Annotated in this window: 9 protein-coding genes, 2 tRNA genes and 2 pseudogenes; 3 read left to right on the top strand and 10 right to left on the bottom strand. The window is 62.4% G+C overall.

All coding sequences use genetic code 11. The annotated features are described in order from the left end of the window. Positions 1-140 precede the first annotated feature (140 nt). Positions 141-878 (bottom strand): ABC transporter ATP-binding protein, encoded by a 738-nt coding sequence (locus BVER_RS21665; RefSeq protein WP_050455033.1) that lies wholly within the window; start codon positions 876-878, stop codon positions 141-143. Positions 879-924: 46 nt separating this feature from the next. On the opposite strand from BVER_RS21665, the pseudogene BVER_RS21660 reads away from it, so the two are divergent. Further along, a pseudogene (locus BVER_RS21660) lies at positions 925-1,555 on the top strand (arylesterase). 142 nt (positions 1,556-1,697) lie between these two features. Continuing rightward, on the top strand, positions 1,698-2,039 hold the full coding sequence (locus BVER_RS21655) for a hypothetical protein (RefSeq protein WP_050455034.1): 342 nt from the start codon (positions 1,698-1,700) through the stop codon (positions 2,037-2,039). Positions 2,040-2,127: 88 nt separating this feature from the next. On the opposite strand, the gene BVER_RS21650 is transcribed toward BVER_RS21655, so the two are convergent. The 8 genes and pseudogenes from BVER_RS21650 to tig form a co-directional block, all read right to left on the bottom strand. Next, complete coding sequence (locus tag BVER_RS21650) at positions 2,128-4,053, bottom strand: SurA N-terminal domain-containing protein (protein ID WP_050455032.1); 1,926 nt, start codon at positions 4,051-4,053, stop codon at positions 2,128-2,130. Positions 4,054-4,320: 267 nt separating this feature from the next. After that, positions 4,321-4,397: transfer RNA gene (locus BVER_RS21645), tRNA-Asp, on the bottom strand. A gap of 18 nt (positions 4,398-4,415) precedes the next feature. Beyond that, positions 4,416-4,491: transfer RNA gene (locus BVER_RS21640), tRNA-Val, on the bottom strand. A gap of 65 nt (positions 4,492-4,556) precedes the next feature. After that, positions 4,557-4,850, bottom strand: a pseudogene (locus tag BVER_RS21635) (HU family DNA-binding protein); the annotation flags it as partial. Between the two features lie 204 nt (positions 4,851-5,054). Next, positions 5,055-7,478 carry an endopeptidase La gene (gene lon / locus BVER_RS21630; protein ID WP_050455030.1) on the bottom strand — a complete coding sequence of 808 codons (2,424 nt, stop codon included), beginning with the start codon at positions 7,476-7,478 and terminating at the stop codon, positions 5,055-5,057. A 186-nt stretch (positions 7,479-7,664) separates the two neighbouring features. Continuing rightward, the gene (gene clpX / locus BVER_RS21625) at positions 7,665-8,936 is read right to left on the bottom strand and encodes an ATP-dependent Clp protease ATP-binding subunit ClpX (RefSeq protein ID WP_050455029.1); all 1,272 of its coding nucleotides are present in this window, start codon (positions 8,934-8,936) and stop codon (positions 7,665-7,667) included. Between the two features lie 156 nt (positions 8,937-9,092). Further along, positions 9,093-9,746: an ATP-dependent Clp endopeptidase proteolytic subunit ClpP gene (clpP, locus tag BVER_RS21620; RefSeq protein ID WP_050455028.1), complete on the bottom strand. Its 654-nt coding sequence runs from the start codon at positions 9,744-9,746 to the stop codon at positions 9,093-9,095. 138 nt (positions 9,747-9,884) lie between these two features. Next, complete coding sequence (tig, locus tag BVER_RS21615) at positions 9,885-11,216, bottom strand: trigger factor (protein WP_050455027.1); 1,332 nt, start codon at positions 11,214-11,216, stop codon at positions 9,885-9,887. A 523-nt stretch (positions 11,217-11,739) separates the two neighbouring features. On the opposite strand from tig, the gene BVER_RS21610 reads away from it, so the two are divergent. After that, positions 11,740-12,873 (top strand): glycerate kinase, encoded by a 1,134-nt coding sequence (locus tag BVER_RS21610; RefSeq protein ID WP_050455026.1) that lies wholly within the window; start codon positions 11,740-11,742, stop codon positions 12,871-12,873. 4 nt (positions 12,874-12,877) lie between these two features. On the opposite strand, the gene BVER_RS21605 is transcribed toward BVER_RS21610, so the two are convergent. Next, positions 12,878-13,753, bottom strand: an 876-nt coding sequence (locus tag BVER_RS21605) for a PepSY-associated TM helix domain-containing protein (RefSeq protein WP_198155322.1), incomplete at its 5' end; no start/stop codon positions are given.

The raw sequence follows: 13,753 nt of genomic DNA, 5'->3' as shown, positions 1-13,753 counted from the left end.
GCCTACTTCGATCGTCTTGGCATGCCTCGCCTCACATAACCTCAACTTCCCGAACCGCCCGGTGCGGACCCGCACGCCGGGTGGTGTGGCAGGGTGGTGTGGCAGGGGACCGGCCAGCTTGCTGGCCACCCCTATGCCGATTATACGCCGATGCCGTTGATGAGCCGCCCTGCTTCGATCGTCACGGTCGCGTCGCAGCGTTCGGCGAATTCGGTATCGTGCGTGACGAGCACGAGCACGAGCACGAGCACGAGCACGAGCACGAGCACGAGCGTCGCGCCGTTGCGGCGGTTCATCTCGAACATCAGATCGATGATCGCGTAGCCGGTGGCGGCATCGAGGCTGCCGGTGGGTTCGTCGGCGAACAGCACGGCGGGATGCGTGACGAACGCGCGCGCGAGCGCCACGCGCTGTTGCTTGCCGCCCGACAGCAGCTTCGGATAATGTGCCGTGCGTTGCGCGAGCCCGACCTGATCGAGCAGCGCACGCGCCCGCGACGCGATCTCCGCATGCGGCAGCTCCGCGCGCAATTCGAGCGGCAACATGACGTTTTCGAGCGCGGTGAGATGCGGCATCAACTGGAACGACTGGAACACGAAACCGACCGCGCCGCTGCGCAACGCCGCGCGATCATCTTCGTTCAGCGTCGACAACTCGCGGCCGAGCAGACGAACCGAGCCGTCGCTTGCGCTGTCCAACCCGGCGAGCAGGCCGAGCAAAGTCGACTTGCCCGAGCCCGATGCCCCGACGATCGCCACGCTGCTGCCCTTCGCGATGGACAAATCGATGTTGTCGAGAATCGTGAGCTCGCCCGTTGCGTTCTTCACCCGCTTGCACAAACCCCGTACTTCGATGACCGGCTCGATATTGTTTTGCATGGACACTTTGAAAGAGAACTGGCGCGGCTTCGTCCGCGTGTCTGCGATGACTTTCGCCTTGGCGATCGCACCGGCGCTTGCACCGACCGCCGCGCGCGCCGCCGATACACAGCGGCCCGCCATCGTCGTACTCGGCGATAGCCTCTCCGCCGAATACGGCCTGCCGCGCGATACCGGCTGGGTGAATCTGTTGCGTCAGAAGCTCACGCAAGAGCATTTCGATTATAGCGTCGCCAATTCGAGCATCAGCGGCGACACCGCCAGCGGCGGACGCGCGCGGCTTACGGCCGTGCTGACGCGCCTGAAGCCTGCCGTCGTGGTCGTCGAGCTCGGCGGCAACGATGCGCTGCGCGGCGTGCCGCTCGAGACCACCGAGGCGAATCTGCGCGGTATCGTCGATGCATCGCGGGCCGCGCATGCGAAGGTTTTACTCATCGGCATGTACGTTCCGCCCAATTACGCGCCCCGACTACACGCAGAAGTTCCACGCGATGTACGAGCAGATCGCAAAAGAAAAGAACATTCCGCTGGTGCCGTTTCTGCTCGCGGGAATCGCCGATCAACCGTCGATGTTCCAGTCGGATCAGATTCATCCGACGGTGCAGGCCCAGCCATTGCTATTGAACAACGTCTGGCCAAGCTTGAAACCCTTGCTGAGCACTAGTGCGTCCCATTGACCAGGACGCCGCCGCGACAGCTCATACAGAAACGCGGAACACGGCCACGACTCAGTTATCGGATAGTTATCTGATCTTTCGCGTCACTCTGATCAACACGCTCGCGCTTCGAGCGCCTCTACAAGGAGAAAACGTGAAAAACGTGAAATACGCGCCTCTGCTGGCATTGACCATCGCGATCACCGCATGCGCCGCGCAGCCGCCCGCAGGCGTGCAGCAAGTCGGCTCGAGCACGAAGGCGCCGCGCGTGGTGGCGCAATGCGTCGCGCATGCGTGGGCCGACAAGTCGCAGCAGCAAGTCGTCTCGCAAGATGTGATGGCCAACGATCAGGCCGTCGACGTCTTCGTTCCGGGTCAGCCGCCGCCGACTGGCGCCGCAGCCGTGATTCGTCCGGCCGTGTCGGGTCCGGGTTCGTGGGTCGGCTTCCGCGCATCGGGCGCGGCAGGCAGCCAGGCGACCGGCGATATCCAGGCGTGTCTGTAATCGCCTGAGTTTCCCGCGGATGTGAAAAAGCCCGCTTCCTTTCGGTTGCGGGCTTTTTCTTTGCCACGTCGAAGCGCTGTCTTACCGATTACTGATTCGACGATGGCATGGGCGCCGTGCTCAGCTTGACCTTCGAACGCGCCTTCAGCGAGTTCACATACGCTTCCATATCGGCTTGCGCGTAGACCTGCGAGATCTGCTGCTGCGCGCCCGTCAGACGGTCCGCTGCAACAGGCGCGGCCTTGTCGACACCGTTCACGCGATAGATCGCGTAGCCGTCCGCGCCCAGATCGACACCGACGTAAGCCGGCAGCTTCGCGGCATCGGTCTTGAAGATCGCGGCCAGCGCGGCCGGCGGAAGACCTTGCGCGTCGTTGCGCGAGACGCTGATCGGCGACGTGAAGCCATCGGTTGCCTTCGACTTCTGCAACTCGGCGAGCTTGGCTTCGCCTTCCTTCTTCGCCATGGCCGCCGCCTGTTCAGCGATGACCTTTGTGCGAACGGCGTCCTTCACCGCATCGAAGGCCGGCACCGCCGACGGCTTGTAATCCGTCACGCGCGCCGAGATGAGCGTGTTGTTGCCCACGTCGGTGGCTTGCGTATTGTTGTGCTCCTTCACCGAATCCGGCGCGAACACGGCCGCGAGGAACTTCGCGTTATTCAGCGGATTGTCTTGCGGCAATTGCGGATTCGCTTTCGGACCGACCGTTGCGGTTTGAACGGTCAGCTTGTACTTGTCGGCGGCGGCCTGCAGCGTCTTCGATTTCTCGTAGACGGTGTCGGTGAAACCTTGCGCGTCGTCAACGAAGCCCTTCGTGCCGGCTTGTGCCGCGTAGTCCTTCGCGACCTGATCCTTGACCTGATCGAGCGGCTTCGTCTCGGCAGGCTTCACGTCCGTTGCCTGGATGATGTGATAACCGAAATCCGACTCGACGATACTGCTCACCTCGCCCTTCTTCAGGCCGAAGGCGGCATCGTCGAAGGCCTTGCCCCCCGCGATCTGACCGCGCGCGAAGTAGCCCAGATCGCCGCCCTTGCCCGCCGAACCCGGATCGTCCGAGTTCTTCTCGGCGATCTGTGCGAACTGGTCCGGATGCGCCTTCACTTGCGCGAGGATATCCTCGGCCTTCTGCTTGGCCTTCGCCTTGTCGGCCGCGCTCATATCCTTCGGCGCGTTGATCAGGATGTGGCTCGCGCGCCCTTCGCCCTCGGTGCGATAGCGCTGGATGTTGTCGTCGTAGAACTTCTTCAGATCGTCATCGCTCGGCTTGGATGCGGCCGCGATCGACGCCGGCGACAGCACGAGATACTGAATCGTCGCGGTCTCGGGCGTCGCGAAATCGTTGCGATGCGCGTCGTAGTAGGCGTTCAGTTGCGCATCGGTCGGCTGAATCTTCGATGCGTAGTCCGCCGTGCGCAGCGACAAGCCCTGCACCGAACGCTTCTGCTCGGCGAGCTCGGTCAGACTCTGCGCAAGCGTCTTGGACGTGAACGCCGTCTGCTGGATGCTGTTGGGAATCTGCTCGGCCGCGATTGAATAGCGCATATGCTCGTCGTATTGCGCGGGCGTCATGCCCTGCATGGCGAGCAGCTGCTTGTAACGATCGAGGTCGATCGAGCCGCCGGGCTTGCGCAGCGACGAGATGACCGGATCGTTCAGCAGCGCGCGACGCACGGCATCGTCCGATGCGGTGAGATGCAGACGTTGCGTCTCGTCCGACAGCGCGCGTTGCTGCACGAGGCTGTCGACCATTGCGGCGCGCGTCTCGGGCGAGTCGAACATTTTGGAATCGAATTGCGCGCCGAGCATGGAGCGGGCGCGGTCGATTTGCTGCCTGAAGGCACTGTCGAATTCGGCGCGCGTGATCTTGTGACCATTCACGCTGGCGACATAGGCGCTTTCGTCGAAATAGTTGCTGAAACCCTGAATCCCGACCATGCCAAGACCCGGCACAATGATCAGGATCAGCAGAGCCATCATCAGGCGCTGGTGATTGCGGAAGAAATCGAGCATGCGAAGCGCTGCGTAATTAGAACAAAACGCTCGATATTACAACAGTGGGAGGGGAAAAGGCGAAAGCCGGCCGGGATTTGCCGATGCGATCGGCGGTTTTATCGCGACCGATGAAATTTCTGCAATTTAATCAGTTACTTGCGAGCGAACGTCACGATGCGCTCATTCACGCCTCTCGCGCGCCGACATCAAGATTAGGAATACTTATTTATGCGAAGCCAAAAGAAAAATCCCGTCAACCGTGAAGCTGACGGGATCTTCGATGTCTGGCGGAGCGGACGGGGCTCGAACCCGCGACCCCCGGCGTGACAGGCCGGTATTCTAACCAACTGAACTACCGCTCCTTTGCATGGCGACCGGACTGGTGAGTGCTGAGAGGCTCGAACTCCCGACCTACGCCTTGTAAGGGCGCCGCTCTACCAACTGAGCTAAGCACCCGATCTTGTGCGATGCGCTTCGCTGGACGTGTGACCGCTAAAGTGGTTCCGTATCCAGCGAGTCCGCTAGTTTAGCGCATCCTTCAGCGCTTTGCCAGGGCGAAATTTCGGCACTTTTGCGGCCTCGATCTTGATCGCCGCTCCGGTACGCGGATTGCGGCCCGTTCGCGCAATTCGCTTGCCCACGGCAAACGTGCCGAAGCCCACGAGCGTGACCGTTCCGCCCTTCTTCAATGTCGTGCTCACGCCGCCGATGACCGCTTCCAGCGCGCATTGCGCGGTCGCTTTGGAAATCTCCGCTTCCTGCGCGATATGGTCGATCAAGTCCGTCTTGTTCATTGTGATCCCCGAATCCGTGTTGGCACGATGTGTTCGTTCTGGTTCGCCTCAGCGATACGTCCGTTTGCGACGCGGACTCATTAAACGTAGACGAAACCGTGGTGTCAACGAGGGTTACGCCTGATGCGGCGCGCTTTAGAGGACAACATCGGTGTGCGCTCACCAAAAGAAAAACCCGCGAGACAGGCTCGCGGGTTTTTAGAACAGCTTGCTCAACAGCCGGGCTTAGTGCTTTACGACATCGCCGGTTGCGGGTGCATCCTTCTTCGCTTCGGCAGCGACGGGCGCAGCCTTCGCTTCTTCCTCGGGCAACGCTTCGGGCAGACGTTCGAGCGCCAGTTCCAGCACGCGATCGATCCAGCGAACCGGCACGATCTCGATGGCGTTCTTCACGTTGTCGGGAATGTCGGCCAGATCCTTGGTGTTCTCTTCAGGGATCAGCACGAGCTTGATGCCGCCGCGATGCGCCGCCAGCAGCTTCTCCTTCAACCCGCCGATCGGCAGCACTTCGCCGCGCAGCGTGATTTCGCCCGTCATCGCGACATCCGCGCGCACCGGAATACCGGTGAGCACCGACACCAGTGCCGTCGTCATCGCGATACCGGCGGACGGACCGTCCTTCGGCGTCGCGCCTTCGGGCACGTGGATGTGGATGTCCTTCTTCTCGAACGACTCATCCGTGATACCCAGACGACGCGAACGCGACCGAACCACCGAGCGCGCTGCTTCGACGGATTCCTTCATCACGTCGCCGAGCGAACCCGTGCGGATCACGCCGCCCTTACCCGGCATGACCGCGGCTTCGATCGTCAGCAGATCGCCGCCGACTTCCGTCCACGCGAGACCCGTGACCTGACCGGTCTGGTTTTCCTTCGCGGCCAGACCGAAGTCGTACTTGCGCACGCCGAGGAAGGTATCGAGATTGCCGCCCTCGACCTTCACCGCGCCTTCGGCCTTCTTCAGCAGCAGCATCTTCATGACCTTGCGGCAGATCTTCGAGATTTCACGCTCGAGCGAACGCACACCCGCTTCACGCGTGTAGTAACGAATGATGTCGCAGATTGCCTGCTCCGCCACGTCGATCTCGCCGTCCTTCAGGCCGTTGTTGCGCTTTTGCTTCGGCAACAGGTAACGCTGCGCGATGCTGACCTTCTCGTCTTCCGTGTAACCCGACAGGCGGATGACTTCCATCCGGTCGAGCAGCGGCGGCGGAATGTTCAGCGAGTTCGACGTCGCGACGAACATCACGTCCGACAGGTCGAAGTCCACTTCGACGTAGTGGTCCGCGAACGTGTGGTTCTGTTCCGGATCGAGCACTTCCAGCAGCGCCGAGGCAGGATCGCCGCGGAAATCCATACCCATCTTGTCGACTTCGTCGAGCAGGAAGAGCGGATTGCGCACGCCGACCTTGGTCAGGCTTTGCAGAATCTTGCCGGGCATCGAGCCGATATACGTGCGACGGTGACCGCGAATCTCGGACTCGTCATGCACGCCGCCGAGCGCCATGCGCACGAACTTGCGGTTCGTGGCGCGCGCGATCGACTGGCCAAGCGACGTCTTACCCACACCGGGCGGCCCGACGAGGCAGAGAATCGGCGCCTTGACCTTCTCGACGCGTTGCTGAACCGCGAGATATTCGAGAATGCGTTCCTTCACCTTCTCAAGACCGAAGTGGTCTTCGTCGAGCACGCGTTCCGCATTCGAGAGGTCGTTGTTGACCTTGCTCTTCTTGCGCCACGGCAGGCCGATCAGCGTGTCGATGTAGTTGCGCACGACGGTCGCTTCCGCGGACATCGGCGACATCAGCTTGAGCTTCTTGAGCTCCGCATCGGCCTTCTTCTTGGCTTCCTTCGGCATGCGCGCGGCCGCGATGCGCTTCTCGAGTTCTTCGAGATCCGCACCTTCCTCGCCTTCGCCCAGTTCCTTCTGGATGGCCTTGACCTGCTCGTTCAGGTAGTACTCGCGCTGGCTCTTTTCCATCTGACGCTTCACGCGCCCACGGATGCGCTTCTCGACCTGAAGAATGTCGATTTCGGCTTCGAGCTGCGCGAGCAGATGCTCCAGACGCTCGATAACAGGGAACATCTCGAGGATGTGCTGTTTCTGGTCGAGCTTGAGCGGCAGATGCGCGGCGATGGTGTCCGCAAGGCGACCCGCTTCGTCGATACCCGACAGCGACGTCAGGATCTCCGGCGGAATCTTCTTGTTGAGCTTCACGTACTGATCGAACTGCGAGCCGATCGCGCGGCGCAGCGCTTCGGTTTCGGCGCTGTCGGCGTGATCGGGCTCGAGCGGCATCACGTCACAGGAAAACTGCGTTTCCTGCTCCTCGATCGAGAGCGTTTTCGCGCGCTGCAAACCCTCGACGAGCACTTTCACCGTGCCGTCGGGCAGCTTGAGCATTTGCAGGATGTTGGCGACACATCCCACCTGGTACATGTCTTTTTCGGTCGGCTCGTCCTTCGCCGCCGTTTTCTGGGCGACGAGCATGATGTGCTTGCCGCCTTCCATCGCGGCTTCCAGGGCCTTGATCGACTTGGGCCGCCCCACGAAGAGCGGAATCACCATATGCGGGAATACAACTACGTCGCGCAGCGGGAGCAGCGGCAGCGTGATGCGTTCCTGCGGCAGGAGTTGGGTTCCTGACATTTCATTTCCCCAGTAATGGAATCGGTTCGTTCGTATTTAAGGCCGGTAAGCGCTATTGCAAGCCTTTATCGGAAGGGAAAAGTCGTTAGTCCAAGTTCGCGTCAGTAACGTCCACAATAAACCGAAAAAATAAACAAAGGCCGTTCACGTCGCCATGAACGGCCTTTCGCCGACACACAGCCTACTTCAGTTGGAACCCGCTACCTTCGGCGCATCTTCATAGATGAGCAAAGGCTTGCCGTCGCCATCGATGGTGTTGTCGTCGACGATCACCTTCGAGACGCCCTTCATGGTCGGCAGTTCGTACATCACGTCCAGCAAGGCCTGCTCCAGGATCGAGCGCAGACCGCGCGCGCCGGTCTTGCGGCGGATCGCCTTTTGGGCGATGGCCTGCAGCGCGGCGGGACGGATTTCCAGTTCCACACGTTCCATGCCGAACAGCTTGTGATATTGCTTCACCAGCGCGTTCTTCGGCTCGATGAGAATCTTGACCAGTGCGGCTTCGTCCAGTTTGCCGAGCGTCGCGACCACCGGCAGACGGCCGATCAGTTCGGGAATGAGACCGAACTTGATCAGATCTTCCGGTTCGACTTCGCGCAGCACTTCGCCCGCGTCGCGATCCTGCTTGCTCTTCACGCTCGCGCCGAAGCCGATGCCGGTCTTTTCCGTACGATCGGTAATGACCTTTTCAAGCCCGTCGAACGCGCCGCCGCAGATGAACAGGATGTTGGTCGTATCGACCTGAATGAAATCCTGATTCGGGTGCTTGCGTCCGCCTTGCGGCGGCACCGACGCCATCGTGCCTTCGATCAGCTTGAGCAGCGCCTGCTGGACGCCCTCGCCCGACACGTCGCGCGTGATGGACGGGTTATCCGACTTGCGGCTGATCTTGTCGATTTCGTCGATATACACGATGCCGCGCTGCGCCTTGTCGACTTCGTAGTTGCAGTTCTGCAGCAGTTTCTGAATGATGTTCTCGACGTCCTCGCCGACGTAACCGGCTTCGGTCAGCGTCGTCGCGTCCGCGATCACGAACGGCACGTTCAGCATGCGCGCCAGCGTCTGCGCGAGCAGCGTCTTACCCGAACCGGTCGGCCCGATCAGGAGAATGTTGCTCTTCGACAACTCGATTTCGTCCTTCTTGTCGAGATGCTTGAGACGCTTGTAATGGTTGTACACGGCCACCGCGAGAATTTTCTTCGCGCGTTCCTGGCCGATCACGTACTGATTGAGGATGTCGCTGATTTCCTGCGGGCTCGGCAGGTCGGACTTGGTCAGCCCGGCCTCTTCCGCCGCGCCGGCTGCCTCGTCGCGAATGATCTCGTTGCACAAGTCGATACATTCATCGCAGATGAACACCGACGGCCCCGCGATGAGTTTCTTCACCTCATGCTGGCTCTTTCCGCAAAACGAGCAATACAGCAGCTTTTCGCTGCTGGAACCTTTTTTGTCCGCCATAAAAGTGTAAGCCTCCGGACACTCTTGTTACAAGATACGCCCTTCGATCCGGCCACGCAGTTTCATGCGCGCGAGGCCCGACCGAAGGGCGTTTGCGCCGTATTTGCCAGTTACTTCAGAACCGGCACGGCGTCACTCCGGACGCCAATCCGACGCTTACGGGCGCTTGTGCAGCACCTGGTCGACGAGACCGTATGCCTGCGCATCGTCGCCCGACATGAAGTTGTCGCGATCCGTGTCGCGCGCGATGCGCTCGACCGGCTGATCCGTGTGATGCGACAGCAACTGATTCAGACGCTCCTTCAGATACAGGATTTCGCGCGCCTGAATTTCGATGTCCGACGCCTGACCACGCGCGCCGCCGAGCGGCTGGTGGATCATCACGCGGGCGTTCGGCAGCGCGACGCGCTTGCCCTTCGCGCCGGCGGCCAGCAGGAACGCGCCCATGCTCGCGGCGAGACCCATGCACAGCGTCGACACGTCCGGCTTGATGAACTGCATCGTGTCGTAAATCGCCATACCCGCCGACACCGAACCGCCGGGGCTGTTGATATACAGGCTGATGTCCTTGTCCGGATTTTCGCTTTCGAGGAACAGCAACTGGGCGACCACGAGGTTCGCCGACTGATCGTTGACTTCGCCAACGAGGAACACCACGCGCTCTTTCAGGAGACGCGAGTAGATGTCATAGGCACGCTCGCCGCGGCCGCTCGTTTCCACGACCATCGGAACGAGGCCGAGCGCCTGGGCTTCGAAGTCCCGCGGTGCGTGGGACGCCAACGTGTCGAGCAATTCAGCGCGAAAGGTCATGCAATTTCCTTATTCGGAATAGGGATACTGACCACAGGGCACAACCTGAAGAACGGCAGGCCGACGCACAACTTTAATGCAAAAAAGGCGTGGGGGCCGTCAACGCCGACGACCCCGCACGCCCTCAAGCCCTACGCGTCAGGCTTGCGCCGTTGCGCTGGCCAGTTCTTCAAAGCTGACTTCCTTGTCAGTCACCTTGGCCTTGCCGAGCACGAAGTCGACGACATTGCTTTCGACGACATACGCTTCCATTTCGGCGAGGCGTTGCTGGTTCGAATAATACCAGCGGACGACTTCCTTCGGGTCTTCGTAGCTCTTGGCGAATTCGTCGACTTCGGCGCGGATCTGCTCGGGCTTCGCCTGCAGTTCGTTGGCCTTCACGAGTTCGGCCAGAACCAGGCCCAGCTTGACGCGGCGCTCGGCTTGCGTGGCGAACATTTCGGCCGGGATCGGTGCGTCGGCGGCATTCGGCACGCCGCGTTGCTGCAGATCCTGACGGGCCATTTCGACCAGACGCTGCTGGTCCTGCTCGATCAGCGCCTTCGGCACGTCGAGTTCGGAAATGCTCAGCAGCGCGTCCATGACCTGATTCTTCACGATCTGCTGCGTGCGGCGCTTGGCTTCGCGCTCGAGGTTATCCTTGATTTCGCCGCGCATCTTGGTCAGATCGCCGTCTTCGATACCGAGCGACTTGGCGAACTCGCCGTCGACTTCCGGCATATGCGGCCACTCGATTTTCTTCACGGTGACGGTGAATTGCGCGGTCTTGCCGGCGACGTCCTTGCCGTGGTAGTCCTCGGGGAACTTGAGGTCGAAGTCGCGCGATTCGCCGACCTTCAGGCCGGTAGTGGCGGTTTCGAACTCGGGCAGCATGCGGCCTTCGCCCAGCACGAATGCGAAGTCGGTCGCGCTGCCGCCTTCGAATGCGACGCCGTCGAGCTTGCCGACGAAGTCGAGCGTCACGCGGTCGCCGTTTTGGGCTGCCGTGTCCGTGCCGCCGTCGCCGTGCTCGCCGCCTTCGCCGCGTGCGTGGAAGTGCACGCGCTGCTTGCGCAGGATATCCAGCGTGCGATCGACTTCGGCTTTGGAAATGGTGGTGACGGTGCGCTCGATCTCAGCGGTTGCCACATCGCCCAGCTTCACTTCCGGGTACACCTCGAAGGTCGCGTCGAACGCGTAGTCTTCGGCCGTCGGCGCGAAGCTCGGCTGGCCGGCCACGCGCAGGTTCTCGGCGCGCGTCACGTCGAAGAATTCCTTGCCGACCTTGTCGCTCAGCACTTCTGCTTCGACCTGGCCGCCGTACTGTTGCGACACCATCTTGAGCGGCACCTTGCCCGGGCGGAAACCCGGCATGCGCACGGTCTTGGCCAACTGGCGAATGCGCGAATCGACTTCCTTCTGCACGGTGTCCTTCGGCAGGGAGATGGTGACGCGGCGTTCGAGCTTGCCGAGATTTTCAACGTTAGCCATGACTTTGATCGTCCTAGAGTATTTCGATGTTCGGTGTTCGGTTCTTCCGCGGTTCTAAAGGCGCGGGTCCGTCGGGTTTCTGCGTGAGCCAAGCCGAAAGCCGGCAGGCGCGCTGAACCTCGGAGCCTGTGCGCGAGCACGGACTTTCGGCGTTCAGACCGCCGCCGACGCGGTGCCGTCAAACAGAGCCAAGCATTTTAGCAAACAAATGGCGAGGCCCCGCGATGGATCGGTTCATGGTCTGTTTCAGCCGGTTTTGGCACGATTTTCCCTGCGATTTCGGCATAAATCCGCGTTTTCCGGTGTATCGGCGGCGAGCACAATGCCGGCTATCGCAGCACCGCTATTTTGCGGGGCGCGTCGCGCTGATAAGCTTGGCGACGCGTGAAATCCGCACCTGAGCGGCCGCCCTCGCGCCGCATTGCGGTGACGCATGGACTGCATGCGCAAGCGGCATAGATAAGGCCGCGCGGCCGCGCTTCGAGTGCGTCCTTCAAGATCACAAAACATCGAGACACTCACCATGCCTGCTCCCGTCGTCGTCATCGCTCCCGATTCCTTCAAGGGCTCCCTTTCCGCCGAAGGCGTCGCCAACGCCATCGCGGAAGGCATCCGGCGCGCGCGGCCGGACGCCGAGATCCGCATTCGTCCGATGGCAGACGGCGGCGAAGGCACGCTCGACGCGATGCTCGCCGCCGGCGGCGAACGACGTCTGCTGAACGTGCGCGGCGCATCGTCCGCGCGGCGCGATGCCGCAACCGGCCTGCTCGCCGACGGCGCGGCGATGCTGGAGACGGCCGAAGTGGTCGGCATTACCGATCCGGACGGCATGGCCGTGCCGGTCACCGAGCGCAGCACGCTCGGCATGGGCGAGGCGATCCGCGCGCTGCTCGATACAGGCGCGCGCAAGTTCTTCGTCGCGCTCGGCGGCAGCAGCACCAACGACGGCGGCGCGGGCCTGCTCGTCGGCCTCGGGCTGAAGCTGTTCGATGCGAACGGCGTCGAGCTCGAACCGGTGCCCTCGGCGCTTGCGAAGATCGCGCGCATCGATGCATCGGGGCTCGATGCGCGTGTGAAGGAGGCGGAATTCGTCGGCATGTCGGACGTCGACAATCCGCTTACCGGCGATCACGGCGCGACCGCGATCTTCGGGCCGCAGAAAGGCGTGACGCCGGAGCAGATCGCCGAAATCGACGCCGCCCTCGCCCATTTTGCCGATGTGCTCGAACCGGCGATGGGTGTCGCGAAACGCAACGAACCCGGCGCGAGCGCGGCCGGCGGCCTCGGCTTCGCGCTGCACATGCTCGGCGCGCGCTTCGAGACCGGCGCGGAAGTCGTCGCGCGCGAGATCGGGCTCGATGCCGCGCTGGAAGGCGCGAACTGGCTGATCACCGGCGAAGGCCGTTCGGACGTGCAGACGCTGCACGGCAAGGCGCCGTTCATCGCCTGCAAGCACGCGCGCGATGCAGGCCTGCCGGCCACGCTGCTGTCCGGCGCGGTCGATTCGGCGGCGCTGACGCGTCTGTCCGAATACTTCAGCGGATGCTTCTCGCCCGCGCCCGGCCCGATCACGCTCGATGTCGCGATCCGCGACGCGGCGCGTTTGCTGTCGAACGAAGCCGAGCAGCTTACGCGCTTGCGCTTCGGATCGAACTAACGCGTCAGGCGTTCGCGCCGCGGCGCCCGAACGCGATCCGGTCGAGACACCAGACCGCGAGCATCGTCGCGCCCATCAGCGGAAAGATCGCGCCGAGGATCGTCAGGCTGCCGCGCCAAGCGCGCATCGGCGGACGCTTGGCGGGACGCGCGGGCGCGCCGAGCTTGCGCACGGGACGGCGCTTCATCCACATGACGAAGCCGCTGATCGCCAGCGCCGCGAGGCCGAGCGAAATCGCCGAACTGACGATCTGGTTGGCCATGCCGAAGTAGCGTCCCATGTGCAGCGACGTGCCGTACGAAATGGCGCGCGCGACTTCGCCGTAATCCTTGTACGCGATATCCGACAGCACCCGGCCGCTGTACTGGTCGATATGCAGCGTGCGCTCGTCGCGCGGATCGGGCGGGAAGTACGACACCGTGTAGACGCCCGTCGCCGTGCGCGGCAGCGCGATGCCGTAATCGTCCTTCACGCCCATTTTCGATGCGATCGCGATCACCGAATCGAGCGAGACGCGCGTCGCCGATGCCGCCGCCGCGCTTTCCGGCACCGTCGTCGCGCCGACGGCCCACGGCGTCTGATGCAGCGGCAGGTCGTCCATCTTCATGCCATCGTGCATCGCGTGCATATCCTCGCCGCCGTTCGGCGATGGCGCCGCCGAATGCACATGGGCCTCGCCCCACGCGCCCTTCGGATAACCAAGCGATGCCGAGGTCGCCAGCGCCTTGAACTCCTTGCCCCACGAGCCCGACCACGGCAGCCCGCTCAACACGAAGAACAGCGCGCCGAGCGCGAGCCACACGCCGCCGACCGCATGCAGATCGCGCCACCACGCGCGTCCGCGTAACGACAGACGCGGCCACCAGACGCCGCCCTGACG

Origin of the sequence: Candidatus Burkholderia verschuerenii (genome assembly GCF_001189365.1) — a bacterium.
Classification (GTDB): domain Bacteria; phylum Pseudomonadota; class Gammaproteobacteria; order Burkholderiales; family Burkholderiaceae; genus Caballeronia; species Caballeronia verschuerenii.
The sequence above is the reverse complement of the archived record's forward strand: the minus strand, read 5'-3'. Positions and strand labels throughout refer to the sequence as shown.

Coding starts and splice junctions, on each gene's coding strand:
- BVER_RS21610 (WP_050455026.1), top strand. CDS start 11,740: ATGCCTGCTCCCGTCGTCGTCATCGCTCCCGATTCCTTCAAGGGCTCC.
- clpP (WP_050455028.1), bottom strand. CDS start 9,746: ATGACCTTTCGCGCTGAATTGCTCGACACGTTGGCGTCCCACGCACCG.
- BVER_RS21650 (WP_050455032.1), bottom strand. CDS start 4,053: ATGCTCGATTTCTTCCGCAATCACCAGCGCCTGATGATGGCTCTGCTG.
- tig (WP_050455027.1), bottom strand. CDS start 11,216: ATGGCTAACGTTGAAAATCTCGGCAAGCTCGAACGCCGCGTCACCATC.
- clpX (WP_050455029.1), bottom strand. CDS start 8,936: ATGGCGGACAAAAAAGGTTCCAGCAGCGAAAAGCTGCTGTATTGCTCG.
- BVER_RS21665 (WP_050455033.1), bottom strand. CDS start 878: ATGCAAAACAATATCGAGCCGGTCATCGAAGTACGGGGTTTGTGCAAG.
- lon (WP_050455030.1), bottom strand. CDS start 7,478: ATGTCAGGAACCCAACTCCTGCCGCAGGAACGCATCACGCTGCCGCTG.